Genomic DNA, 25,296 nt, shown 5'->3' on the forward strand with positions numbered 1-25,296 from the left:
ATCCTAGAAAGGTCCCTCATGGCTGACTATGAAAACACCGGCTATCCCCAGCTGGGCATGTACATCGATGGCGAGTGGCTGACCGCCGCCGGTCGCCGCACCCAGACGGTGATCAACCCGGCAACCGGCGATGCGCTCGGCGATCTTCCGCTGGCCGATGCCTCTGATCTGGACCGTGCGCTCGAGGCGGCCGAGCGTGGCTTCCGGCTGTGGCGTTCGACGCCGGTCGAGGAGCGCGCGAGGGTGCTGCGCGGTGCCGCGCAGTTGCTGCGCGACCGGATCGACATCATCGCCGCCAACGCCACGCGCGAGGAGGGCAAGACCCTGCTGGAGACGCGGATCGAGACGATGGCGTGCGCGGGGCTGTTCGATTTCTATGCCGAAGAGGCCAAACGCAATTACGGGCGCGTGCTGGTGCGGCCGGTGGGAACCCGCTCGATCGTGACGCGCGAGCCTGTGGGACCGGTGGCGGCCTTTGCTCCGTGGAACTTCCCGATCCACAATCCCGGCCGCAAGCTGGGCGCGCCGATTGCCGCAGGCTGTTCGGTCATCCTCAAACCGGCCGAGGAAGCCCCGGCCTCTGCCATGGCGGTGGTGCAGGCGCTAATTGACGCGGGGTGCCCTGCAGATGTGTGCCAACTGGTGTTCGGCGTCCCCGATGAGGTGTCGCGCCATCTGCTCGCCAGCCAGGTCATCCGCAAGGTCAGCTTTACCGGGTCCACCGCGGTCGGCAAGCATCTGATGAAGCTGGCCGCTGACACAATGAAGCGCACCACGATGGAACTGGGCGGTCATGCCCCGGTGCTGATCTTCGACGATTGTGATCTGGACAAGGCGGTCGATCTGCTTGCCACCGGCAAGGTGCGAAACGCGGGCCAGGTATGCGTGTCGCCGACCCGTTTCTATATCCAGGAAGGCATCCACGACCGGTTTGTCGCCGCATATACCCAGCGCATGGCTGCAGTGCAGGTCGGCGACGGGCTGCTGCCGGACAGCCAGATGGGGCCGATGGCCAATCCGCGCCGTCCCGCTGCCATCGCCGATCTGGTGGCCGATGCCGTCAGTCATGGCGGAGTGATCGGCACCGGCGGCGAGCGCATCGACCGCGATGGCTTCTTCTTTCAGCCCACGGTGCTGTCGAACGTCCCGCTGTCGGCCAGGATCATGAACGAAGAGCCGTTCGGACCCGTGGTGGTGACCAGCCCGTTCCGCACCTTCGATGAAGCGATCGAGCAGGCGAACCGGTTGCCCTTCGGGCTGGCAGCCTTTGCCTTCACGGAAAACGGGCGCCAGGCGAACCTGCTGGGCTCCGCGATCGAGGCCGGGATGATCGGCATCAACACGACCTCGCTCGCCGCCGCCGATTCACCGTTCCAGGGAATCAAGGAAAGCGGCCACGGCTCGGAGGACGGCCCCGAGGGGCTTGCCGCCTGTTACGTCACCAAATCGATCCATCAGGTCTGAGAGGAAAACGACCATGAACGCACCCCAGACCGGCGGCGCGCAGGGCTATCTGCGCATCGCGACGGAAGAGGCCTTTTCGACGCCCGAGCTGATCGCGGCGTTCCGCGACGAGCTCGCCGCGCCCGATGTCGACCCAGGTTTCCAGAGCCTGATCGGCTTCTATCTCGATCATCCGGCAGAACGGCCGCAGTTCATTGCCAATGCCCTGGTCGATCTGGGCGAACAGCGGATCGCGGATATGGACATCCGGGGCATCGACCGACAGGTGCTGGCGCTCACCGCGCCGGCCACCAACGCGCTGCGCGACCCCGATCGCGCGGTGATGGTGGCGCAGACCGCAAACGACCGGCTGGCCGATGCCTGCCGCAAATATCCCGACCGGTTCAGCGGGATGGCGGCCTGCGCGGTGCAGGTGCCCGATGTTGCGGCCAGGGAGATCGAGCGCTGCGTGACCAAACTCGGTTTCACCGCCGTCGTGATCAACAGCCACATCCTGGGCGAATATCTGGACAATCCCAAATTTTCTGCGGTGCTCGAGGCGGCAGAAGCGCTCGACGTGCCGATCTATATCCATCCCAACACACCGCCTGCCAACATGATCGGCCCGATGCTCGAATCCGGGCTGGATGGTGCGCTCTTCGGCTTTGGCGTGGAAACCGGGATGCATGCGCTGCGGGTGATCACCAGCGGGGTGCTCGACAGGTTCCCCAAACTCCAGATCATCCTCGGCCATATGGGCGAGGCTTTGCCATACTGGCTCTACCGGCTCGATTTCATGCACCAGGCGGGCGTGCGCGCTGGCCGCTACGAGTGCATGAAGCCGCTGAAGAAGGGCAAGGTCTCGAACTATCTGCGCGAGAATTTCCACTTCACCAATTCCGGCATGGCCTGGGAACCGGCGATCAAGTTCGCGCAGCAGGTCATCGGTGAAGACCGGGTGCTGTACGCGATGGACTATCCCTATCAGTGCCCTGTCGAGGAGGTCAGCTATCTCGACGCGATGGACATGCCGATCGAGACCAAGCGCAAGTTCTTCCAGACCAATGCCGAACAGCTGTTCAAACTGGCATGAACCAGCCAGCGGCAGAGTATGACTATATCGTGGTGGGCGCGGGCTCTTCGGGCTGCGTGCTCGCCGCGCGTCTGTCGGAAGACCCGGGCTGCCGAGTCCTGCTGATCGAGGCAGGCGGCAGCGAAAAGCGCGCGATCGTGTCGATGCCGCTGGCGTGGTTCGAGGCGATGAAAACGCCGGGTATCGGCTGGGGCTATCTGTCCGAGCCCGAGCCCCATTGCGACGATCGGCGCATCCCCGCGCCGCGTGGCAAGCTGATCGGCGGCTGCTCCTCGATCAACGGCATGATGTATTCGCGCGGGCATCCGGGCGATTACGACCAATGGGCGCAGATGGGCGCACGCGGCTGGAGCCATGACGAGGTGCTGCCCTATTTCCGCAAGTCGGAGAGCAACTGGCGAGGTCCTTCGGAGCACCATGGGGGCGATGGGCCGATCACCGTCGCGCGTCACGCCAGCGATGCGGTCGTCTACCCCGCGCTGCTGGCCACCGCGCAGAAGCGGGGATGGAAGCAGCTTGGTGATTTCCACGGCGAGGATCGCGAAGGCTGGAGCGCGCCCGATTTCACCGTCCACCGTGGTCGCAGGGCGAGCCCCGCCGCGCGGATGCTGCGCCCCGCGATGGCGCGTGCCAACCTTACGGTCATCACCCATGCGCTTACCCATCGCATCGTCATCGACAAGGGCAGGGCGACCGGCGTTGTCTATGAACGCGACGGGCAGCTGCAAACGGTAAACGCTGCAGGCGAGGTCATCGTGTCTGCAGGCGCCTTCAACTCGCCGCACCTGCTGATGCTGTCGGGGATAGGCCCCGGCGATGCCTTGCGCGAACACGGCATCGACGTCGTCTGCGATCTGCCGGGCGTGGGCGCCAACCTGCAGGATCACGCGTCGATCGGCATGGTCCACAAGGCAAGCGGAGCCTTTTCATTCGATCGCGAGCTGCGGCTGGACCGGTTTGCGCTTTCGCTGCTGCGCTGGCAGCTGTTCGGCACCGGCCCTGCAGGCGGGCTGCCGGTGGGTGCGCAGGGGTTCCTGCGCACCCGCGAAGGGCTCGACCGGCCCGACCTGCAGCTGCTGATCAACCCGCTGGCGATGGACTCGCGGCTGTGGTTCCCCGGCTGGCGCGCGCGCAAGGGCGATTATCTGTCGCTTTCGGCGGTGCTGCTGCACCCGGAAAGCCGTGGCCGCGTCGCGCTGAAGAGCGCCGATCCGCGCGCCAAGCCTGCGATCCATCTCAACTTGCTCGCCACCGATGGCGACCGCGCCAGCTTCCGCAGGTTCGTCCGGTTCACGCGCGACTTTCTGGCGGATACTCCGGCGAGCGACCTGATCGACTACGAGGTTGTGCCCGGCCCCGATGTCCGGTCGGATGCTGAGATCGACGCCTTTGTCCGCCAGCGTATCGGCACCGCGATGCACCCCACCAGCACCTGCGCAATGGGCACAGGTGAAATGGCCGTCGTCGATCCCCAGCTGTGCGTCCATGGCGTGCAGGGGCTGCGCGTCGTCGATTGTTCGGTGATGCCAATCATCCCGGGGGGCAACACCAACGCGCCTGCGATCATGATCGCGGAGAAGGCCGCCGACATGATCCGCCATGGCCAGGCAGCGGCGATCGCGGCATGAACGTCTTCGACTATGTCATCGTCGGTGCCGGCAGCGCAGGCTGCGTGCTCGCCAATCGGCTGAGCGCGGATCCTGCCAACCGGGTTCTGCTGGTCGAGGCTGGCGGCACCCACAAGAAGTTCCTGCTGACGATGCCGCTGGGCTTCATGCGCGCGCTGCGCGATCCGCGCTATACCTGGCCCTATATGTCCGAGCCAGAGCCGCATCTGGACGGACGCTGTATCCCGATCCCGCGCGGCCGGGTGCTGGGGGGGTCGTCCTCGATCAACGGCATGTTCTACATGCGCGGCCATTCCAGCGACTATGACCAGTGGCGCCAGATGGGCTGCGAGGGGTGGAGCTTTGCGGAGGTTCTGCCCTATTTCAAGCGGATGGAAACCAGCTGGCGCGGGGCGGGACCCTGGCATGGCGATCGCGGTCCGCTGCACGTGGCCCCCGTCGATACCAAACGCCTGTTGCACGATCCGCTGATGGCAACCGCCGCTGCTGCGGGATTTCCCGTATCGCCCGATCTGCAAGCCGAGCAGGAAGAGGGGTTCGCGCGCGGCGAACTGACCATCGACCCGAAGGGCAGGCGCTCCAGCACCGCACGCGCCTATCTGGAGCCCGCGCTGGGTCGGCCGAACCTGACCGTTGTCACCGGGGCGATCACCGAGCGCGTCGTGCTGAAAGCGGGCCGCGCCACCGGCATCGTCTATCGCGCCGAGGGCCGGACGCACGAAATCCAGGCAGAGCGCGAGGTCATTCTGTGCGGGGGATCGTACAATTCTCCGCAGCTGCTGATGCTCTCAGGCATCGGCCCAGCCGACGAACTTGCCCGGCACGACATCGCGGTTGTCCATGATCTGCCCGGCGTCGGGAAGAACCTGTCGGAACATCCGCGCGTTCCGGTGCATTTCACGCTGCAGCGACCCGTCAGCTTTCTGAACGAACTGCGGTTCGACAAGGTGGCGTTGGGCGTGGCGCGTTGGGCGCTCACCGGCAAGGGGCCGTTTGCCAGCCAGGTCAACAGCTGCAACATCGTGCTGCGCACCCGGCCGGAACTGGACCGCCCCGACATCCAGCTGTGGAGCAACCCGGTGCGGATGGACGCGCAAATCTGGTTTCCCGGCGTGCGTGCCCGCCAGCGTGATGCGATCACCGCAGATGTCATCCTGCTCCATCCGTTCAGCCGCGGGCAGCTCACGCTGCGCTCGGCCAATCCGGGCGACCCTCCCGCCGTGCTGCTCAACAATTTCTCCGATCCTGCCGATCTGCGCACCGCGATCGACGGCATCCGGCTGGCGCGGCGTATCTATCGTACCCAGCCGCAGGCGGCGCTCACCGGAGAGGAGCTTTTACCGGGACAGGACCTGCAGAGCGACGAGGAGCTTGTCGGCCACATCCGTCGAAGCGCGCAGGTCACCCAGCATCCGGTGGGCACCTGCACGATGGGCCACGGCCCGATGGCCGTGGTCGATCCGCAATTGCGGGTGCACGGCATCACAGGGCTTCGCGTCGTCGATGCATCGGTGATGCCCACCGTTCCGGGCGGCAACACCAACGCGCCCACCATCATGATCGCCGAAAAGGCCTGTGACATGATCCTGGGATTGCCCGCGCTGGCGCCGGAAGACCCGCGCGTGTCGGGCACCAGCGCAAGGAGAGCGGCATGACGAAAGAGGATTTTCAGACCTATATCGCCGCGTTTAACGCCAAGGATTTCGAAGGCTTCGGGCGCTTTTACCGCGACGACGTCACGCTCTCCCTTTCGGGCAAGCGCGTGCTGCGCAGCCGGGACGAAATCCTGTCCTTCTATCGCGACGTGGCAAAGCGCTGCGACGAAAAGCTGGATCTCAGGCGCATCGTGCTCGACGACACCGGCATCGCGGTGGAGCTGGACACCGAGTTCAAGGGCTTGGTCGACGATCCCGGCTTCATCGCCGGGCCGCTGGTCACGGGCCAGTCGATCTTCATCACCAGCGTCATCTTCTACACCATCAAGGACGGTCGCTTCAGCGAGATACTGGCGCGCCGGGTAGGCGATGCGCGAACCGGCCCTGCCACATTCTGACGGAGAATGCTTGAATGAACGCCCCCTTTTCGCCCGAAGCTCTGACTGTATTGCGGGCAGAGCTCGCGTTCGGCGCGCGCCCGCTGTTCATTGACGGGGTGTTTGGCCCTGCTGCTGCGGGAGCGACGATCGACGTGATCGATCCGGCAACCGGCGATGTATTTGCCACCGCTGCCTGCGGCGATGCCGGCGACATCGATCGTGCGGTGCAGGCGGCGCGGCGGGCTTTCGACGGCGGGGCATGGCCTGCGACCACCCCGGCGATGCGGGCAAGGCTGATGACCCGGCTGGCTGATCTGATCGAGGCGCATGGCGAAAGGATTGCGCTGACCGAAAGCCTCGACAACGGCATGCCGTTCATGATGGCCAAGTTCGGCGGCGTGATGGGCGCATCGGAGCAATTGCGTTACAATGCCGGCTGGGCGACCAAGATCACCGGAGAAACGGTAACGCCGTCCGCTCCCGGAGAATGGCACGCGTTCTCGCGGCGCGAGCCGGTGGGTGTCGTCGGCGCCATCGTGCCGTGGAATTTCCCGTTCGTGATGGCGGTGGCCAAGATCGCGCCTGCGCTGGCGGCGGGATGCACCGTGGTGCTCAAGCCTGCCGAACAGACGCCGCTGAGCGCGGTGATCCTCGCCGAGCTGATCGCCGAGGCGGGGTTCCCTGCGGGCGTAGTCAACGTCGTCAACGGCTATGGCCAGACCGCAGGCGCGGCGCTGGTCGATCATCCGCTGGTCGACAAGATCACCTTCACCGGATCGACCAGCGTCGGCAAGGCCATCGTCCGAGCCGCGACCGGCAATCTCAAACGGGTGACGCTGGAGCTGGGCGGAAAATCGCCGGTGGTGATCTTTGCCGATGCCGATCTCGACAAGGCGATCCCCGCCGCTGCCATGGGCATATTCGGCAATGCCGGGCAGATCTGCGCTGCAGGCTCGCGGCTGTTCGTGCACGACGGCGTGTACGACCGCGTCGTCGAAGGCATCGTGGCGCGCGCCGGAAGTCTGCGGGTCGGCAACGGCCAGGCTCCCGGCACCGAGATGGGGCCGCTGGTCAGCCAGGTACAGTGCGACAGGGTGATGGGCTATATTGCAAGCGGCGCAGACGAGGGCGCGACTGTTGCATGCGGCGGGCAGCGCGTGGAGGGTCCGGGCTATTTCGTCCAGCCCACGGTGCTGACCGGCACCATGGCTGGCATGAAGGTGGTCGACGAGGAGATCTTCGGGCCGGTGCTGTGCGTGATGCGTTTTGGCGAGGATGACATCGATTCAATCGCGGCAGCCGCCAATGAAGGCAGCTATGGTCTGTCGTCGTCGATCTGGACGCGCGACATGTCGAATGGGCTGAGGCTGGCAAATCGTCTCAAGGCAGGGACAGTGCGGATTAATGGCGGCGGCGGCGTGGACCCCGCACTGCCGCTGGGGGGCTTCAAGCAATCCGGCTGGGGTCGGGAAAACGGTCGGGCCGGGGTCGAAGCCTTCACCGAGCTCAAATCGGTGACGGTCGCGCTGTAGCTTTCAGCACCGCCATTCGCCGAGGGGGCTGCCTCTGCACCCATTGTCGCCGATCGCAAACCAGCCTCAATGCCGGTTGCTGGCGCAGACGTTCACGCAATGTCGCGGCGCTAGAGGATCGGGGCGAGCGCGAGGCGGCCGTTGGCGAGCGGGGCGCGGGCGTGCTGGCGCATCAACTGCTCGGCCTCTTCCGCCTTGCCCGCCAGGATGGCGTTGCACACCGCCACATGCTCGCGATGCGCGGCGGACAGCTGGTCATAGGTCGCGGGCAGATCTTCCCAGTCGAGCGCGAGCGCGGCAGCCGATCCGAACGGCAGGTGATTGTTGCGCGACAGCGCATAGGCGATCGCGGCATTGTCGCTGGCAGCCACCAGCAGATCGTGGAACGCACAATTATAGGCGTAGAACCGCTCGAGATCGGCCTCTTCGAGATGCCCCTTGGCGAACAGCGTCTCGCCTTGGGCCAGGCAAAGCTCCAGCTTTCGCGCGAGGGCAGGCGGGGCGGGGGTGGAGGCGACGATCCGCGCCGCAAGCCCCTCAAGCACCCCGCGCACCTCGATGGCATCGGTCACCTGCCCCATCGTCGGGCCTCGCGCGGCATAGCCGCGGGCACCGATCCGGGTCACCAGCCCTTCCTGCTCGAGCGTTCGCAGCGCCGTGCGCACTGGCATGCGGGACACGCCAAGCCGTTCCGCGGTCGGAATTTCCGCAATGCGCTCGCCATCGGCGAGCTCGCCAGACGCGATCATATTGCGCAGCGCGACGATCACGCGCTGTCCCGGCTTCATCCGCTTTTCCATGCGGGTTTCTTAAAGTCTCGAGGTCGCCCGGCAAGCCCCAATCGCGCTTGACGGCGATCAGCCATCATGCTTATTGGATCCAATAGCGCGTCGGAAAGCACCGCGACCAAGGATGTGGGGAGAGCAACATGACCAATGCAGCATCGGCTTCATCGACCGGAAGCGCGCCGACATGGCCGGTCAATGCTTGGTATGTCGCCTGCACGCCCGACGAGATCGAGGGCAAGCCGCTGGGGCGCCAGATCTGCGGCGAACACATGGTCTTTTTCCGCAATGGCGAGGGCAAGGTTGCCGCGCTCGAGGATTTCTGCCCGCATCGCGGTGCACCGCTGTCGCTCGGTTTCATCCAGGACGGCGCGCTTGTGTGCGGCTATCACGGGCTGGCGATGGGCTGCAATGGGCGGACGGTCGGCATGCCCGGCCAGCGGGTCAAGGGCTTTCCCCCGATCCGCACCTATCCCGTCGTCGAGCGCTACGGCTTCATCTGGGTGTGGCCCGGCGACGCTGAAGCCGCCGATCCTGCGAAGCTGCGGCATCTGCCATGGGCGCAGAACGACGAATGGGCCTTTGGCGGCGGGCTGTATCACGTCGCGTGCGATTATCGGCTGATGATCGACAATCTGATGGACCTCACGCACGAAAACTATGTCCATGCCAGCAGCATCGGGCAGAAGGAAATCGACGAGGCGCCGGTCAAGACCCGGATCGAAGGAGACGAGATCGTCACCAGCCGCTTCATGGATGGCATCATGGCGCCGCCGTTCTGGCAGATGGCGCTGCGCGGGGCGGGGCTGCCCGACCAGCAGCTGGTCGACCGCTGGCAGATCTGCCGCTTTTCGCTGCCCAGCAGCGTGCTGATCGAGGTCGGCGTCGCGCTGGCGGGCAATGGCGGTCATGAGGCCGACAATGCGCACAAGGCGTCTGCGATGGTGGTCGATTTCATGACGCCCGAAACCACGACGTCCCACTGGTACTTCTGGGGTCTTGCCCGCCGGTTTGCCGTTCAGGATGCGGCGCTCACCAACACCATCCGCGAAGGCCAGACCAAGATCTTCGCCGAGGACCTGGAAATGCTCGAGCGCCAGCAGCGCAATCTCGAGCTCCATCCGGAGCGCAGGCTGCTGCTGCTGAACATCGATGCCGGCGGCGTGCGTTCACGGATGCTGATCGATCAGGCGATCGCCGCCGGCCAGGCCGGGCAGGCACCCGCCGATCAGCGCTCGGTTGCTGCGGTCTGATCAGGGGTCAGAACGCCAGCGAGCCGCACCGCTCGGCAAACAGCCACACGCCGTCGTGCAGCTCCATGCGGTCGTGGAAATCGCCGATCAGCGTCTTGTCCGCCATGTACAGCACAACATAGCTGTGCGCGCGCACTTCGCGATCCGACAGGATGTCGACGATGGTGTTGGCCATGACATGCCTGGTCACCCGCCTGGGCCGGTCGCGGAAGAAGGCGCAGATTGCCTCCCGGCCAGCTACCGGCGCGTCGGGCTCGCTGGGGCGGGCAAAGCTGCCATCTGCGGTGAACATCGCCGCCAGCCCATCGGCGTCGTGCGCATCGTTGAGCATGGCAAAGCGCCGGATCTGCCGTTCGACCGCCCATTCGATTTCCATCATGCCGCTTGTCCTTCAGGTTCGTGCATCCATTGCCAAAGCGCGTCGCTGACCGCTTGGGCTGCCTCCATCGGCGCCATGTGGCCGCTGCCTTCAAACACGACATAGCGCGCATGGGGAATGGCAGCGGCGATCTCCTCGTGCTGCGCAGGCGGGCTCCAGCGGTCGAGCGCGCCGACCCCGATCAGCACCGGGCAGCCGATCAACGGCAGCAGCGGGCGCGCATCGGGTCGGCCGAGGAGTGCCGTGATCTGCGCGCGGTGGATCGCGGGCGACATGCGTTCGACCATCGCATACAGCGCCGCGCGCACCGCGAGCTCGGCATCGAGCAGACCGTCCTTCACCATCGGTGGAAGCCAGGCATCGGCGAGCGCCGTCATGCCGTGGTTGGCGCTGATGTCGAGCATCGCCTGGCGCTTTGGCAGTTCGTCTGGCCCCGCCGGGTGCACGGCGGTATCGAGCAAGGCGAGCCGCTCCACCCGCTCTGGCGCCTGCTGCCAAACCTCCAACGCCACGCGCGCGCCCATCGAATGCCCCGCGATCGCAAAGCGCGGCGGGGCATCGGCAAGCACGTGCGCTGCCATGGCGGCAATCGAATCCTGCCCGGTCAGGTCGGGAATGCGAACGTCGTAATCTGCCGACAGCGCCGCAATCTGGTGCTGCCAAATCGCCGCATCGCACAGCAGCCCGGGTACGAGGATCACCGTCTCACGGGCGGGCGTACCCGTCGTGTCAGGGTTCGACATCGGGCAGCGCTGCTCCGTTGACCACGACCGGCGCGGCCTCGATCAGCACAAAGGCGATCCGGCAGACGGTATCTGTCGAAGGGTTGCGCCACAAATGGATGGTGCCGCGCTGGATGATGATATCGCCAGCAGAGGCGCTGGTAACCGCGCCGTCATCGAGCTCGAGCTCGACCGTCCCTGCGAGCACGATGCCGTAATCGATGCTGCTCGACCGGTGCATCGGCGATGTGCCGCCCGGCAGCATGTCGACGATGCGGATCACCGAGCCCTGGTGCAGCGTCAGGCCGGCATCGCGCAGCCGGCCATCGGTCTCGTCGTTGTTGTCCGCAGGTACGCTCGCGGTGGTCCACACCAGGCTGAAGGCCGCGTCACCCGAGGGGATCGGTTCCACCGGCAGCAGGTCGTCGCTGCGGATGACGGCCTTGCCTGCGGCATCATGCCCGGTGACGATGCGACGGACGGGGGGAGAAGCGGGCGCGCTCATCCCCTGATCACCTTCTGGTCGATTGCGCCGAACAGCACCCCGCCATCGGGCATGCGCGCTTCCATCCGCACGGTATCGCCAAAGCGCATGAACTCGGTGCGCGGCTTGCCCTCGTCGAGCATTTCGATCCCGCGCCGCTCGGCGATGCACGACGATCCGATCTCGCGGAAATTGCTGTTCGAAACGGTGCCCGATCCAATGATCGTGCCTGCGCACAGCGAGCGCGTGCTCGCGGCATGCGCGACCAGATCGTGGAAGCCGAACTCCATCACCCCGCCCAGAGCATCGCCAAAACGCTTGCCGTTCCAGTCGACGCTCAGCGGCAGGTGGACGCGGCCCTCGCGCCAGGCATCGCCCAGCACATCGGGGGTCACCGCGAACGGCGCGATCGAGCAAGCGGGCTTGGCCTGCACCCAGCCGAAGCCGGTCTTCATCTCGATCGGCGCCAGTGCGCGCAATGACCAGTCGTTGATCTGCACGACCAGCTTGATGTGCGCAATCGCCTGCTCAGGCGTCACGCCCATCGGCACGAAGTCGGTGATGATGCCGAACTCGCCCTCGAAATCGATGCCGTCTTCCTCGCGCGGCAGCGGTACGTCGGCGGTGGCGGAAAGGAACTGGTGCGACAGCCCCTGGTACATCAAGGGGCGGCCCGCAGGCGGCGGCTCGGTGCCGAACAAGGTCTCCATCAGCTCGCCATGGCTGCGGAAGGCCGAGCCATCGAGCCATTGCCACGCGCGGGGCAGGGGCGCGGCAAGAGCGAGGTTCGAAGCACTTTCGCCTTCGCCCGCAGCCAGCCGGTCTGCCAGCGCCCGCAGCGCAGGTTCGGTGCTGGCCCAGCCATCGAGGGCAGCCTGCAGCGTGCCAGCGACATCCGATGCGCCGAGGAAGCGGGTGCCATCGGCGCTGACGACGACCAAAGCGCCGTCGGGGGTGCCATTGTCCTGGGTTGCGAGTTTCATGCGGGGTCCTTTCAAGGGATCAGAGATCGGCCAGCGCCTGCGCCACCAAAGCGCCAAGGCTGCCATCGTGGCGAAGCCCCAGCGCATCGGCGCGGGGCGTGGCGAGCGGGGGCTGGCGTCCGAACGCCGCCTCGATCGCGGGATCGGGCGCATAGTCCACCAGGGCAGGGTCGTGCCCCGTCTGGCGTGCAACCTCGGCGACGAGATCGCGCAGGATCACGCGCTGTGCAGGAAGGTTGAGACGAGCATCGGCCGGGTCGGCGGGCAGATCCAGCGCCTGGCACAGCTGCGCGATCAGCCCGCGCCGCGACAGCAGCCAGCAGCTTGCCCCGGCGGAAACCGGCAGGCTGATCGGCTCGCCCGCCTTGAGCGCGTGGAACAGGTTGCTTAGGAACGCCGATTTCATCCCCGATGGCCCCAAGGGCCGAGCAACGATTCCGGGGAGCCGCAGCGAGAGCCCGCGGATCGCACCGCGCCGCGTCATCGTCGCGATCCACTCCTCGATCATCGCCTTGTGTGCGCCATAGCGCAGCATCGGGCGCGCAGCCGTGGCATCATCGACATAAGCGGGAAGGGGGTCGCCGAACACCGCGATGCTGCTGGCAAACAGGACGCGAGGGCGGTTGCCGTGCGCGGCGGCGGCATCGATCAGAGCCATCGATGCTGCGACGTTGACGCGCGCGGCAAGTGCGGGATCGGCTTCGGCGGCGCCGCCCGGAACGGTCGCCAGGTGCACGATGGCATCGAACGGCGCTGCGGTCAGCACGGCTAGCAGTGCTGGGTCATCCAGGTCACCGGGCACACCCGTGACCCCGGCAAGTTCTGCAAATTCCAGCCCGCTGCGGTCCGTCGCGGTCACGCGGCAGTGCTGCGCCAGCGCGCGCACCAGCGCCTGGCCGACAAAGCCGCCCGCGCCGGTGACGAGCACTTGGGAGGACCGGTCAGCTGCCATCGGTGATCGACGTTCCGCCATCAATGGCGATCTGCTGGCCTGTGATGAAGCCGCTGGCGGGCGAGGCGAGGAAGACGCACGCTGCAGCGACATCCTCAACCGATCCCACCCGGCGCAGCGGCGTCATCTGCAACCGCCGCGCCATGAAGCTCTCGTCGGCCATCAGCGGCTCGGACAGGGGCGTGGCGATCAGCCCGGGGGCAAGCGCGTTGACCCGCACGCTTTTGGGGCCCCACTGCACCGCCAGATTGCGCGCGAGCTGCGCGACGCCAGCCTTGGCGAGGGCATAGGCGTTGATCGCGCCGTTGCCGCGCAGCGCCGCCAGGCTCGACATCAGGATGACACTGCCATCGCCGCTTGCCGCGATATGCGGCAGCGCCAGCGCCGTCAGCGCAACGATGGACCTGAGGTTCACCGCCATCACGCGATCGAAATCCCCGAGGTCCCAGCTACCTGCCTCGCCGGTGATCCCGGCGTTGCAGACCAGGATATCAAGACCGCCAAACCTGTCGACCGTGCCCTCGACAAGCGTCGCGAGCGCGGCGGCATCGGTGACGTCACAGGCGATCCCATGGACATCATGGCCCGCTTGCGCGAGCGATGATGCGGCGGCCACCACCGCCTGCGGATCTTCGCTCGATATCACGACCCGCGCGCCGGCCTGCGCCAGCGCCCGCGCGATACCCAGCCCGATCCCCTGCGTCGATCCGGTGACGATGGCCGTCCGGCCCGACAGACAGAGGGTATCGAAAGCCATGGTCAGTCTTCGATGATCGCCACAGCCCGCGTCCAGCCAGCCGATGCGCCGCGGATCTTGTGCGGGAAGCAGCTGACGGTGAACCCGTGCGCGGGCAGGCTTTCGAGGTTGTGCAGCTTTTCGAGATGGCAGTAACCGATGTCGCGTCCGGCCTTGTGGCCTTCCCAGATCAGCGACGTGTCGCCGCTCTCGGCGACCTTCTGGGCGGTGTAGCTGAACGGGGCGTCCCAGCTCCAGGCATCGGTGCCGGTAACGCGGATGCCGCGCTCGAGCAGGTACATCGTCGCCTCATAGCCCATGCCGCAACCGGTATCGACGAAGTCGGGCTTGCCCACCGCGCCGCCTGCAGCGGTGTTGACCAGCACGATATCGAACGGCTGCAATTCATGGCCGATCCGCGCGAGCTCGGCTTCGACATCGGCGGCGGTGACGACATAGCCGTTCTCGAAATGGCGGAAGTCGAGCTTCACGCCGGGGTTGAAGCACCATTCGAGAGGTACCTCGTCGATCGTGATCGCGCGCTGGCCGCCATCCATCGTCGGGTGAAAATGCCAGGGCGCATCCAGATGCGTGCCGTTGTGCGTGGTCAGCGTCACCCATTCGGCAGCGGCAAAGCCCGCGCCATCAGGCAACTGCTCGGCGGTGACTCCGGGGAAGAAATGGCCGAGCTCGGTGACCGTATCGGCATGCTGCTGATAGGTGATCTTGGGCCGCATGAACGGCGGATCGGTGATCACGTCGTTTTCCAGATAGATCGACAGGTCGATGAAGTGACGGGCCATGGTCTTATCCTCTTGTCAGTACGGAGCGAAGGGCCAGGGGTGTGATGATCAATCCCAGAAGCGCGCCGAATGCAACCTTGATAGCAAATGCGGTCCCCCAAGCGAACGTCGCGATACCGTTGAGTTGCAACGCGCCGATGGCCATGCCCGCCAGCCCCAGCGCCAGCAGCGCGAGCATGATCGCGCGCACGACGATCGATCGAACCGTGGGCGGCGTGCCGGGAAGCTTGCCCTTTATCATCGCGGCGCGCGTCTGCAGCGCGGGCATTAGCGCGGCCATGAACGACGCTGCGCCCGCTTGCGGCAGGAAGTCGAGCGCGAGATTGTCGGGCGCCCACACCGCTATGGGGTCGGTCCGGCCGAAGACAGCCAAGAAGAACCCGGCGCTGATCGCCATCGTGATCACAATCGAGATCAACGTCTGCCTGCGCACATAGCCGCGCGCTTCGTTCATGCGTCGGTCCAGTTGTACGCCAGCGGTACTTCGCGGAAAGCGAAGCGGTCGATATGCCGCTCGAGCGCGCCCTTCAGCCCGTCGCGCTGGCCCTCGGCGCTGGCGGTGATCGTGCAGACCAAAGTATCGGCCTCGGCATCCAGGGTCACCACCGCATCGGCAGGCCAGTTGGCACCACGCGCATCCTTGGCAAAGGTGATCTGTCCGTGATCCTTGTCGAAGCTGACGGGCAGGGTGTGTTCCCAATGCTTGCAGACCTGCTGCAGGTACTTACTGGCGCTGGCCGTGGGGATGCGCGCGGTGGCGACGAAGCTCATGGCCTGGCCGCCGATGTGCGACCGCCCAGCGTCTCGGCGAACCAGTCGGCGATGTAATCGCGCCCGAACGACATGTTGTCCGCGCCGACATGCTCGACCCCGCCTTCACGCGCGGTGAAGATCTTGAGTTCGCGTTTGGGGCAGTTGGTCAGCTGCTCGAAGCTCTGGTGCGCGTATTCCAGCCCGATCTGGCGGTCCTTCTCGCCGTGCGTGACGAGGAACGGCACCGTGATGCGGTCCATCACGCCATTGAGCGTCATGTCTTTCGACTTGGCGTGGAAATCATCCATGTCGGTCGCGCCGAACACCCACATCACATGCGCCCAATAGTGTGGCACGGGGTTCTCGCCCTCGCGGCGCAGGCGCTTCTGCTGGACTTCGGCCCAATTGTGGTTGGCGCCCCAGACGGCTCCGCTCGCAAAGCGTGGCTCGAACGCCACCGCACGCGGGGCGAAATGGCCGCCCAGCGAGATACCGGTCATGCCGATGCGCGCCGGGTCGACATCGGGCTGCTTTTCAAGCCAGTCGACCGCAGGCGAGGCCCATTTTTCCGAATGCGGCGTGGCAGGAAGGTTGTTGAGGCGCAGCGCCTCGCCGGTGCCCGGCTGATCGACGCACAGGCTCGAGATGCCGCGCGCAGCCAGTGCATGCGGCAGCTTCGACCAGTAGAGCAACTCCTTCGAGCTATCGAGGCCGTTGCAATAGACGACCACCGGCTTGGGGCCATCGCCCGGCGCACGGCAATACAAAGCGGGGAAGGTGCTGCCTTCATAGGGGATTTCGACCCGCTCGACGGCGTGATCGCCCAGGGTCATCGCGCGCTTGAAGGTGTCGAGCGCCTTGGCATAGGTCGCAGCGCGGTCGGGGCTGCCCTGGCCCTGCATCCGTTCTGCGACCAGCAGATACAGCGCCGCGCGCTCGAGCTTGGCGGCAGCGGAGAACGCGCGGCCGCGTTCCTCGTCCTCGCCCGCCAGGCCGATCAGCTTGTCGCCGGTTTCCACCCAGGCCCGCATGAACTGCGGCGTGCCGGCATCGGCGCCATTGGCCGCGGCATCGCGGATGGGCTGGCACATGTCGATGATCTCGCCGATCTGCCCGCCGCTTTCGATCGCGATCGCGACCGAGAGGTTCCAGATGTAGTTGGGAAAATACTCAAACAATGCCATGGCTTATACTCCCGCCGGCTGGAACAGGCCCTTGTCGGGGGCAGGGTGTGGCATGGTCTGCGGACCGCCGGTGCCGATGCCCCACTGGTCCATGACCAAAGGAGCTGGCGCGTGCACCGTGGCCACCCAGGTGGCATCGTCGACCTCTTCGAGATCGGCGGTGTATTCGACCGCAAAGCCGCCCGGCGTGGTGAAGTAGCTGAAAGTGTTGTTGCCCGCGGTGTGGCGGCCGGGCCCCCAGCGGATGTCGGTGCCCTGCTGCTTGAGCCGGTGGATGCCGCGCATCATGTCATCGACGCCAAGCATGTCATAGGCGACATGGTTGAGGCACGGCGGCCCGGGGAGCAGCGCGATACGGTGGTGCCACTGGTTGCAGCGCAGGAAGCACATGAAGTCGCCCAGCCAGTCGCTGACCTTGAAGCCCAGCACGTCGGTGAAGAACCGCACCATCTCCTGATGATCGGGCGAATGCAGCACGATATGGCTGATCTTCTGCGGGATGCCTTCCCAGCGGACCAGCTCGCGCGAGGTGCCGCGCGCGACATCGCTGGAGATTTCGAAAGGCAGGCCGTCCTTGCTGAAGAAGCGGAAGCCATAGCCGCCGCCCAGCGTGTCGAGCTCCCTGGGCGCAAACACCACCTGGCAGCCATAGGCCGCGACCTTGTCGTGCAGCGCATCGACATCGGTGCGGCAGTCGGCAGCCAGCGTGATGATGTCGATCTTCTGCACATCGGCCTGGCGCAGGCGAACGACGTACAGCTCGTCGTTTCCTTCGGCGGCGAAGTGCAGCATGCCGTCCTTTTCACCGGCGTCCTTGAGACCCCAGGTGTCGCGATAGAATGCAGCCTCTGCTGCCAGATCGGTGACAGCGTAGCCGACGTGGCGAATCTCGCTTACTCTGGCCATGATGAATTTAACTCCTTGAAAGATGGGGGAAACGCCGACCTCAAATGGGCTCGGCAACCTTCATGAACATTTCCCGGGTCGCAGTGGCGTTATCCACCAGCGGGCCCTTGCCGATCTGGCCAAAGCAGATCGCCTTGGACGACTCGACGATATAGCGGCAGCGCTCGAAGCGGCGGTCACGATAGGCGGCAAGCGCGGTCTCGATATCGTTGGCGGCCTCGAGCTCTTCGGCGAGCACCAGCCCGTCCTCAATCGCCATGCCGGCGCCCTGCCCCAAATGCGGGGTGGTGGCGTGGACCGCATCGCCGAGCAGCGCGACGCGGCCCTTGTGCCACGCGCCTTCAAGCAGCAGCCATTCGAGCGGCTTGTAGACCACCTCGTGGTTGTCGGTGATCTGGTCGACCAGTACGGCGATGGCGGGAGAGGGGACCCCGGCGATCTTGGCGCGCATCGCTGCTGCCAGCTCTTCGGTGGCGTACCAGGGGTTGCCCGGCTCGGGCGTGGTCACATACATGTACATCAGCTCATCGGAGAGCGGGACCAGCCCGATTCCGGTCTGCCCTTCATAAGCCTGCAGCCCGATGACATCGGGCGTCCGCCGGAAATTGTAGCGCCACACTGATTGGCCGGTGAATTCGGGCCTTGGCGCGTCGGGGAAGATCGTCTGGCGGGTCTGCGAATACAGGCCATCGGCACCGATCACGATATCGTAACGGCCCGTGCTTTCATCGCTGAAGGTGACCGAAACACCCGCGCCGTCATCGTCCAGGCTGGCGACGGTCAGGCCCAGCCGGACGGTCGCGCCCGCGCCGATGGTCCGGTCGCCCAGCACCTTGTGCAGCGCGCGGCGGCCGATGCCGACATTGCCGGGATAGCCATCGACCAGCCGCGGCGTGGGGATATCGGCGACGCACTGGCCAGTGGGGATGTACACCTGCACCCGGTCGAAGCCGAACCCGGCGCTGATGTAGTCGTCGATCAGGCCAAGCTCGGTCATCGCGCGGACGACATTGCCCTGCTGGATAATCCCTACCCCATAGACCGACCAGTCAGGATCGCGCTCGATCACATCGACGGCATGGCCCTTGCGTCGCAGCGCAATGGCCGATGTCAGCCCGCCGATTCCGCCGCCAACGATCAGAATTCTCAAGTCTTTCACGCGTCCGCTACCTCTCCGACACCCCCGTTCAGCCGGTGGGCGCATCATGGTGCTGAAATAGAGGGTTCGGCGTAAATCTGTAAATTTTATTGTTTGGATTGATGTCTATCAGCACTGTCGATGCTTCGCAGTGCAATCACGGCAGCGCGCTGTCGTGCCGGAGCTGGTTTCGCAGCCATTTGAGCCCTTCATCGCTGGCGCGGGCGCGGTTGAACTGGAGCATCTCGCGCATCATCGGAAAGGGGAAGGGGATCGGCGCGATCGCCAGCGGGAACATCCGCGCCATCCGCCGCGCCAGGCGTTCGTGCATCAGCGCCAGCCGCCCCGTCTCGATCACCAGCCACGGGACGACGGTGAACGACGATGCCATCACATCCATCCGGCGGAACCGGCCGAGCTGCTCCATCATGCTGTCACCGAACGCGCTGGTGCGCTGATTGCCCATGTGCACCCCGACATGGCTGGCCTGCATCAGCGCCTCTTCGGTGAGCACGTCGGCGAACAGCGGGTTGCGATCCCAGCCGACGACAACATGGCGTTCCTCGAAGAACAGTTCTGCCGGCTGGCCGGGATTGATGAAATCTTCGGGCGTGATCAGCAGATCGAACGCGCCCTGCGCGAGCAGATCCGAGCTGCCGTCCGAGGGGAGCACCGATTCGAGCCGGATGCTCGGCGCGATATCCGCCAGCCGGCGCGACAAGGGTGCAATGATGGCGGCGGTGATATAGTCGGATGCGATCAGCCTGAAGGTGCGCTGCGAGGTGGCCGGATCGAACGCGGTCGAGGTCGTGATCAGCGCATCGACCTGCCGCAGCGTCTCCTGCACCATCGGCAGCAGCGACTCGGCATAGGCGGTCGGAAACATCCTTTTGCCCTGCAGCACCAGCAGGTCATCGCCGAAATATTCGCGCAATCGGCTCAGCGCCGCACTCATTGCCGGCTGGCTGAGATGCACCTGCTCGGCCGCGCGCGAAACGCTGCGAGTCTCCATCAGGCAGCTGAACGCCACCAGCAGATTGAGATCGAGACCCTTGAACCGCATGAAATTAACCTATCGATGGCGTGATTGGATTACCATTAAAACAAAAGATTTAACCTATGGCTAGCCCCTGCCTTAAAAGGTCCGTCAATACAGCGGGTGCCCGTGCAGGCAGTCGCGCCTTTTTGGGGAGATGAATGATGAGACCTTTGCTGCTGGCAACCACCGTATTGGCCGGGCTGATCGTCCCGGGTGCCGCATGGGCGCAGGACCAGGCCGATACCGCCCAGACCACCGAGAACCAGGAAAACACCGGTCTTGGCGAGATCGTCGTGACCGCGCAGCGCCGCGAGGAAAGCCTTCAGCGCGCCGCGGTTGCCGTTTCCGCGGTGACCGGAGACGATCTCACCAAGTCGGGCATCACCGAAACCGCGGGCCTTGGCCGGCTGGTTCCCTCGCTCGTCGTCCAGCCCACCGGCGGCACGACCAGCTTCTTCCTGCGCGGCGTCGGCACCAATTCGCAGAACTCGTTCGCCGAGAACGCCGTCGCGTTCAACTTCAACGGCATCTATGTCGGCCGCCCGACGGCCCCTGCCGGCGTGTTCTACGATCTGGAGCGGGTCGAGGTGGTCAAGGGGCCGCAGGGCACGCTCTATGGCCGCAACGCCACCGGCGGCGCGATCAACGTCATCCCCAAAAAGCCGGTGCTTGGCACGTTCAGCGGCGAGGGATTGTTCGAATACGGCAACTACGACAGCAAGAAGGCCTCGCTGGCGCTCAACATTCCGATCGGTGACACGGTGGCGTTGCGACTGGCCGGGCAGATCGTCGATCGCGACGGCTATATCTCGGACGGCTATGACGACGACAAGGGCGAGGCGTTCCGCGCATCGCTGCTGATCGAGCCCTCGGACCGCTGGTCGATGACCCTGGTCGCGGACTATTACAACCAGCGCGGCAAGGGTGCCGGCGCGGTGCTGCTGCCCGAAGCTCGCTACACCGTGCCTCCGCTCGAAGACCGGGTCAGCATCTCCGATCCGCGCGCGCAGGCTGCGGTGCGCAGTCTGGCAAGAGGGATCTTCGCGCCGCCGTTCTGCGGAGGGCCCGGCAATTTCGTCAACAGCGGCTGCGTCGCGCTGGCCGGCACCGATGGCTTCCTCGACAACCAGTTCTTCGGCGTCAGCGCCACGGTCGTCGGCGATATGGGCTTCGGCACGCTGACCGTCATTCCGGCCTATCGCCGCTCGGACGTCAACGTGCTCACCTATCTTCCGGGCTTTGCCGGCACGATCAAGGATGTCGCGGAGCAAAGCTCGCTCGAAGTGCGGCTTGCGTCCAACGAGGATCAGCGGCTGCGCTATGTGCTGGGCGTCTTCTACTTCGGCGAGAACCAGGTCACCGAGAACTTCTTCCGCCAGGGCAATATCTCGACCACCCGCTTCACCCCGCGGCTGAGCACCGAGAGCATCGCCGCCTTTGGCCAGCTGACCTTCGACATTGCCGATACGCTGCGGCTGGTCGCCGGTGGCCGCTACACCCGGGAAGACAAGGAGCAGTTCACCTCGGTGGCATCTGGCGGTCTGCCCGGCCCGGTGGCGCCGCCACTCAGCGCGCCGTTCACCGGTGACCTGTCGTTCGAGAAATTCACCTGGAAGGCTGGGCTGGAATGGGACGCTGGTCCTGCCTCTTTGGTCTATGCCAATGTCGCCACCGGCTTCAAATCGGGCGGGTTCTTTGTCGCCCAGCCGCCCAACAACACCTTCGCACCCGAAGAGCTGACCGCCTTTACGCTGGGCGCCAAGAACCGCTTCTTCGACAACAAGCTGCAGCTCAACATCGAGGCGTTCTACTGGGACTACAAGGACCAGCAAATCACCTTCGTCGGCGGCGTGCGGACGGCAGGCGGCATCTTCGCGCAGGGCTCGACCACGGTCAACGCGGGCAAGTCGCGCATCTACGGCGTAGAGTTCGAGGCCCGCTTCGCCCCGAGCCGCAACGATCTGTTCAATCTCAACGTCCAGTATCTCAACGGCAAGTACGACAGACTGCAGACCGCCAACTTCTCGCCCACCGGCGCGCCGGTGACGACGGGATGCACCACGCTGGGCAGCCGGCTCGCCAATCCGGGGGTCAACGGTGCGCGCTTCTTCGACATCGATTGCTCGGGCAACCCCACGGTCAATTCGCCCAAATGGGCGGTCAACCTGGGCTATGAACGCACGTTCGAGCTGACCGGCGATCTCAACCTGGTCTTCGGTGCGCGCGGCAACATCGAAAGCAGCCGGTTCCTCAACTCGAACTTCCGGCCCGAGGAACGCCAGGGCAGCTTTGCCATGGCCGATGCCTATCTGACGCTGGAAAGCGCGGGCGGATGGAATGTCACCGGGTTCATCAACAACATCACCGATGAAGAGGTGCTGGCGCGTGCGGGAACGCGGCCGATCCTCGACTTCCCGGTGGCGACGCTGCGCCCGCCGCGGACCTATGGCGTGCGCGTCGGATTCAACTTCTGATGCGCGCGGCCTGGCTGACGCTGGCGCTGGCGGTCTCCACGCCGGCGCTGGCGCAGCCCGCTGCGCCCGCAGCGGATGCGTTCATCACGCTGGGCACCATGGGTGGCCCTGTTCCCTCGCCGGACCGGTCGCAGCCCGCCAACGCGCTGCTGCATGCAGGCCAGGTGTATCTGGTCGATGCAGGCGATGGTACGGTGCAGCAGCTCAGCCGGGCCGGCATCATGCTGCCGCGAGTGCGCGCGGTGTTTCTCAGCCATCTCCATGTCGACCACACCGGCGGGCTTTCAGCGGTGCTGGGGCTGCGCAATCAGACCAATGTGCGCGAACCGCTGACGGTCTATGGTCCGGCAGGAACGCGCGAACTGGTCGCGGGGATGGTCGCATCGATGCAGCCTGCCGCGCGGGCGGGATATGGCATTCCGGGCAAGCCCTGGACGCCGCCTGCCGATACGGTCACCGTCATCGAACTGGCCAATGGTGAAAAGACCACGCTGAACGGCATGACCGTCACCGCAGCGCAGAACACGCATTATGATTTCGCGCCCGGAAGTGTCGAGGATCGCAACTACAAGTCGCTCAGCTTCCGTTTCGACCTGCCGGGCCGGTCGATCGTCTACACGGGCGATACCGGGCCCAGTGCTGCAGTGGAAAAGCTTGCCAAAGGCGCGGATCTTCTGGTCAGCGAGATGATCGACATGGCTGGCACGATGGCCAATGTCGCGCGCAATTCCCCCAACATGCCGCCAGAGGCCAAGCGCGATCTCGAGCAGCACCTGTCGACCCATCACCTCACCCCCGAGGCTGTCGGGCAGCTTGCCGGCAGGGCAGGGGTGAAGGCGCTGGTGATCACGCACTTTGCGGCCGGCACTCCCGATCCGGCGGGTACAAAGGGCTATGTCACGCAGATCGCGAAGAGCTATTCCGGTCCGGTCACGCTGGCAAACGATCTCGACAGGTTCTGATCCGCGCTCAATCGGACCAGTAAAGCCGCATCGGATTGCCGACCAGCAGCTTGTGCTGCAGCTCTGCCGTCGCGGCGATGTGCGGGATGGTATCGACAAGCGCGCCGTCGTCGGGCAGCACGCTTTCCATGTTCGGATGCGGCCAGTCGGTGCCCCACAGCACGCGGTCGGGATAGTCCTCCACCAGCGGGCGCACCGCGCGCACGAAATCGGCATAAGGCGGGCCTGAAGGATCGAGCCGGTCGGCGCAGGTGACCTTGGTCCAGATGTCGTCGCGGCTGTCGAGCAGCTTGCGGAACGCGGTCATGTCCGCGCCATCTGGCCCTTGGCGGACATCGGGGCGACCCATATGGTCGATGACGATCGGCACCGGGATCGCGGCAAGGAACGGCAGCATCTCGTCCAGGATGTCCGCCTCGAAATACACCACGACATGCCAACCCAGCCGCTCGATCCGGCGTGCGACGTCGAGGAACCTGTCCTTGGGCGCATCGTCGACCAGCCGCTTGAGGAAGTTGAAGCGCACGCCGCGAATGCCGCCCGCATGCAGCGCATCGAGCTCGGCATCCGAAATCGCCGGATCGACCACGGCGACGCCGCGCGCCATGCCGTTGGAGAGCGCGATGGCGCCCAGCGTCGCGCGGTTGTCGGTGCCGTGGCAACTCGCCTGGACGATGACGTTGCGCGCAAAGCCCAGCCGGTCGCGCAACGCGAACAGCGCGTCAGGACCGGCATCCTGCGGCAGGTACTTGGCCTTGGGGCTGAACGGAAACTGCGCCATCGGCCCGAAGACATGACAATGCGCATCGACCGCACCCGGCGGCGGGGTGAAGCGCGGCTTCGAGGGGGTCAGCGTCCAGCTGCGGACGCGGCCCTGGGCGTCGGTGCTCATGCGAAGATATCTCCATCCATCAGCTTGCGCGCGGTGCGCAGCATCCCGGCTTCGACCGGCTGACCGTTCTCGTCGACCGTCACCACGCATTCGGTGACGCCGCTGGGGTGCTCGACGCCCAACGTCTTGATCTGCCCTTCGCCAATCTGCGCCATCGCGGCGGCCGGCGACCCCTCGATCAGGCAGGCAGTGGCGACGCTGACCGCGCCGAGCACGCCGATCGAGGCATGCACCCGATGCGGGATCAGCGAGCGCACGCTGATCGCGCCGCCCTCGCGCGGGGCTGCGACGAGCATCATCTTGGGCACCGACTTGGCGCTGACATCGCCCAGGTTCATCATTGGCCCGGCCTTGAGGCGGATCGCCTCGACCTGCGCCTTCATCGCGGCATGGCCGTCGAGCGTGTCGCGGTCTTCATAGCCGGTGATGCCGACATCGGCTGCGGCCATCACCACACAGGGCATGCCGTTGTCGATCAGGGTGACGCGCACCCCGTCGATTTCGTCCGCCGCATGACCGGTGGGCAGCAGCGCGCCGCACGACGAGCCTGCGGTGTCGCGGAACGCGAGCGGGATCGGCGCCGCGCTCCCGGGCACCCCGGTGATCGTCGCATCACCATCGTAAGTCACTCGCCCGCCGGGCGTCTGGACGCTGGCGACTGCGATCTGGCCGGTATTCTCCATATAGACCGCGACCCGCGTCACCCCGTCCCGCGCTGCAACCAGCCCGCGCTCGATCGCGAACGGGCCGACCCCGGCAAGGATGTTGCCGCAGTTCTGCGCATCGGTGACGATCGCCTGATCGACGAACACCTGCAGGAACAGGTAATCGACGTCGACCCCGGGCCGCTCTGACTTGCTGATGACAGCGACCTTACTGGTCAGCGGATCGGCGCCGCCCATGCCGTCGATCTGGCGCGGATCGGGCGAGCCCATCGCGCGCAGCAGAAACGCGTCGCGCGCAGCCGGATCGGCGGGCAGGTCGTCCTTCAGGAAGAACCCGCCCTTCGAGGTGCCGCCGCGCATCCACATGCAGCGGATGGCCTTCACATTCCCTCTCCCATCGGGAGAGGGAGGGAGGCGCGCAGCGCCGGAAGGGTGAGGGTGGCCGGGAGGGCGTC

At 65.6% G+C, this 25,296-nt stretch carries 25 protein-coding genes; 9 read left to right on the forward strand and 16 right to left on the reverse strand.

The annotated features are described in order from the left end of the window. The first annotated feature begins 18 nt into the window (after positions 1-18). The 6 genes from IP68_RS04375 to IP68_RS04400 are packed head-to-tail and all read left to right on the forward strand — an operon-like array spanning position 19 to position 7,731. A complete protein-coding gene (locus IP68_RS04375; protein ID WP_054133754.1) occupies positions 19-1,464 on the forward strand; it encodes an NAD-dependent succinate-semialdehyde dehydrogenase in 1,446 nt (481 codons plus the stop codon). A 13-nt stretch (positions 1,465-1,477) separates the two neighbouring features. Next, entirely contained in the window at positions 1,478-2,536 is a 1,059-nt protein-coding gene (locus IP68_RS04380; RefSeq protein WP_054133755.1) for an amidohydrolase family protein, read from the forward strand. After that, positions 2,533-4,164, forward strand: a complete 1,632-nt coding sequence (locus IP68_RS04385) for a GMC family oxidoreductase (protein ID WP_054133756.1) — start codon at positions 2,533-2,535, stop codon at positions 4,162-4,164. Before IP68_RS04380 ends, IP68_RS04385 begins: the two co-directional genes overlap by 4 nt. After that, a complete protein-coding gene (locus tag IP68_RS04390) occupies positions 4,161-5,819 on the forward strand; it encodes a GMC family oxidoreductase (RefSeq protein ID WP_082382127.1) in 1,659 nt (552 codons plus the stop codon). Before IP68_RS04385 ends, IP68_RS04390 begins: the two co-directional genes overlap by 4 nt. Continuing rightward, positions 5,816-6,217 (forward strand): nuclear transport factor 2 family protein, encoded by a 402-nt coding sequence (locus IP68_RS04395; RefSeq protein ID WP_054133757.1) that lies wholly within the window; start codon positions 5,816-5,818, stop codon positions 6,215-6,217. Before IP68_RS04390 ends, IP68_RS04395 begins: the two co-directional genes overlap by 4 nt. 14 nt (positions 6,218-6,231) lie before the next feature. Beyond that, positions 6,232-7,731: an aldehyde dehydrogenase family protein gene (locus tag IP68_RS04400; RefSeq protein WP_054133758.1), complete on the forward strand. Its 1,500-nt coding sequence runs from the start codon at positions 6,232-6,234 to the stop codon at positions 7,729-7,731. 110 nt (positions 7,732-7,841) lie between these two features. On the opposite strand, the gene IP68_RS04405 is transcribed toward IP68_RS04400, so the two are convergent. Then, the gene (locus IP68_RS04405; protein WP_054133759.1) at positions 7,842-8,531 is read right to left on the reverse strand and encodes a GntR family transcriptional regulator; all 690 of its coding nucleotides are present in this window, start codon (positions 8,529-8,531) and stop codon (positions 7,842-7,844) included. 128 nt (positions 8,532-8,659) lie between these two features. Between IP68_RS04405 and IP68_RS04410 the strand changes: the two genes are divergently transcribed. After that, complete coding sequence (locus IP68_RS04410; RefSeq protein ID WP_054133760.1) at positions 8,660-9,769, forward strand: aromatic ring-hydroxylating dioxygenase subunit alpha; 1,110 nt, start codon at positions 8,660-8,662, stop codon at positions 9,767-9,769. A 7-nt stretch (positions 9,770-9,776) separates the two neighbouring features. Here the strand turns inward: IP68_RS04410 and IP68_RS04415 are convergent, their stop codons facing one another. The 13 genes from IP68_RS04415 to IP68_RS04475 form a co-directional block, all read right to left on the reverse strand. Beyond that, on the reverse strand, positions 9,777-10,148 hold the full coding sequence (locus tag IP68_RS04415; RefSeq protein ID WP_054133761.1) for a nuclear transport factor 2 family protein: 372 nt from the start codon (positions 10,146-10,148) through the stop codon (positions 9,777-9,779). Then, entirely contained in the window at positions 10,145-10,891 is a 747-nt protein-coding gene (locus IP68_RS04420) for an alpha/beta fold hydrolase (RefSeq protein WP_054133762.1), read from the reverse strand. Before IP68_RS04420 ends, IP68_RS04415 begins: the two co-directional genes overlap by 4 nt. Then, complete coding sequence (locus tag IP68_RS04425) at positions 10,878-11,375, reverse strand: cupin domain-containing protein (protein ID WP_054133763.1); 498 nt, start codon at positions 11,373-11,375, stop codon at positions 10,878-10,880. Before IP68_RS04425 ends, IP68_RS04420 begins: the two co-directional genes overlap by 14 nt. After that, positions 11,372-12,337, reverse strand: a complete 966-nt coding sequence (locus tag IP68_RS04430) for a fumarylacetoacetate hydrolase family protein (protein WP_054133764.1) — start codon at positions 12,335-12,337, stop codon at positions 11,372-11,374. Before IP68_RS04430 ends, IP68_RS04425 begins: the two co-directional genes overlap by 4 nt. A 19-nt stretch (positions 12,338-12,356) precedes the next feature. After that, on the reverse strand, positions 12,357-13,289 hold the full coding sequence (locus tag IP68_RS04435) for an NAD-dependent epimerase/dehydratase family protein (RefSeq protein ID WP_054133765.1): 933 nt from the start codon (positions 13,287-13,289) through the stop codon (positions 12,357-12,359). Continuing rightward, positions 13,279-14,046, reverse strand: coding sequence for an SDR family NAD(P)-dependent oxidoreductase (locus tag IP68_RS04440; RefSeq protein WP_054133766.1), 768 nt, complete (start codon positions 14,044-14,046; stop codon positions 13,279-13,281). The genes IP68_RS04435 and IP68_RS04440 overlap by 11 nt, the downstream gene beginning before the upstream one ends. 2 nt (positions 14,047-14,048) lie before the next feature. Beyond that, entirely contained in the window at positions 14,049-14,828 is a 780-nt protein-coding gene (locus IP68_RS04445; RefSeq protein ID WP_054133767.1) for a cyclase family protein, read from the reverse strand. Between the two features lie 4 nt (positions 14,829-14,832). Further along, positions 14,833-15,282 (reverse strand): hypothetical protein, encoded by a 450-nt coding sequence (locus tag IP68_RS04450; RefSeq protein ID WP_054133768.1) that lies wholly within the window; start codon positions 15,280-15,282, stop codon positions 14,833-14,835. Then, on the reverse strand, positions 15,279-15,599 hold the full coding sequence (locus IP68_RS04455; protein WP_054133769.1) for a DUF2218 domain-containing protein: 321 nt from the start codon (positions 15,597-15,599) through the stop codon (positions 15,279-15,281). The genes IP68_RS04450 and IP68_RS04455 overlap by 4 nt, the downstream gene beginning before the upstream one ends. Beyond that, positions 15,596-16,765: a S9 family peptidase gene (locus tag IP68_RS04460; protein WP_054133770.1), complete on the reverse strand. Its 1,170-nt coding sequence runs from the start codon at positions 16,763-16,765 to the stop codon at positions 15,596-15,598. The genes IP68_RS04455 and IP68_RS04460 overlap by 4 nt, the downstream gene beginning before the upstream one ends. A 3-nt stretch (positions 16,766-16,768) precedes the next feature. Beyond that, positions 16,769-17,671, reverse strand: a complete 903-nt coding sequence (locus IP68_RS04465) for a VOC family protein (protein ID WP_054133771.1) — start codon at positions 17,669-17,671, stop codon at positions 16,769-16,771. Positions 17,672-17,711: 40 nt separating this feature from the next. After that, complete coding sequence (locus tag IP68_RS04470; protein ID WP_054133772.1) at positions 17,712-18,830, reverse strand: FAD-dependent oxidoreductase; 1,119 nt, start codon at positions 18,828-18,830, stop codon at positions 17,712-17,714. A 136-nt stretch (positions 18,831-18,966) separates the two neighbouring features. Continuing rightward, positions 18,967-19,872: a LysR family transcriptional regulator gene (locus IP68_RS04475; protein ID WP_054133773.1), complete on the reverse strand. Its 906-nt coding sequence runs from the start codon at positions 19,870-19,872 to the stop codon at positions 18,967-18,969. A gap of 134 nt (positions 19,873-20,006) precedes the next feature. Here IP68_RS04475 and IP68_RS04480 point away from each other — a divergent pair, with 134 nt between their 5' ends. Continuing rightward, on the forward strand, positions 20,007-22,322 hold the full coding sequence (locus IP68_RS04480; RefSeq protein ID WP_231683735.1) for a TonB-dependent receptor: 2,316 nt from the start codon (positions 20,007-20,009) through the stop codon (positions 22,320-22,322). Then, positions 22,322-23,284, forward strand: a complete 963-nt coding sequence (locus IP68_RS04485) for an MBL fold metallo-hydrolase (protein ID WP_054133775.1) — start codon at positions 22,322-22,324, stop codon at positions 23,282-23,284. Before IP68_RS04480 ends, IP68_RS04485 begins: the two co-directional genes overlap by 1 nt. A 7-nt stretch (positions 23,285-23,291) precedes the next feature. Here IP68_RS04485 and IP68_RS04490 read toward each other — a convergent pair whose 3' ends face one another. Beyond that, entirely contained in the window at positions 23,292-24,176 is an 885-nt protein-coding gene (locus IP68_RS04490) for an amidohydrolase (protein ID WP_054133776.1), read from the reverse strand. Further along, a complete protein-coding gene (locus tag IP68_RS04495) occupies positions 24,173-25,207 on the reverse strand; it encodes a 4-oxalomesaconate tautomerase (RefSeq protein WP_054133777.1) in 1,035 nt (344 codons plus the stop codon). The genes IP68_RS04490 and IP68_RS04495 overlap by 4 nt, the downstream gene beginning before the upstream one ends. Between the last annotated feature and the right edge of the window lie 89 nt (positions 25,208-25,296).

The organism is Blastomonas sp. AAP25, from assembly GCF_001295965.1.
GTDB classification, from domain to species: domain Bacteria; phylum Pseudomonadota; class Alphaproteobacteria; order Sphingomonadales; family Sphingomonadaceae; genus Blastomonas; species Blastomonas fulva.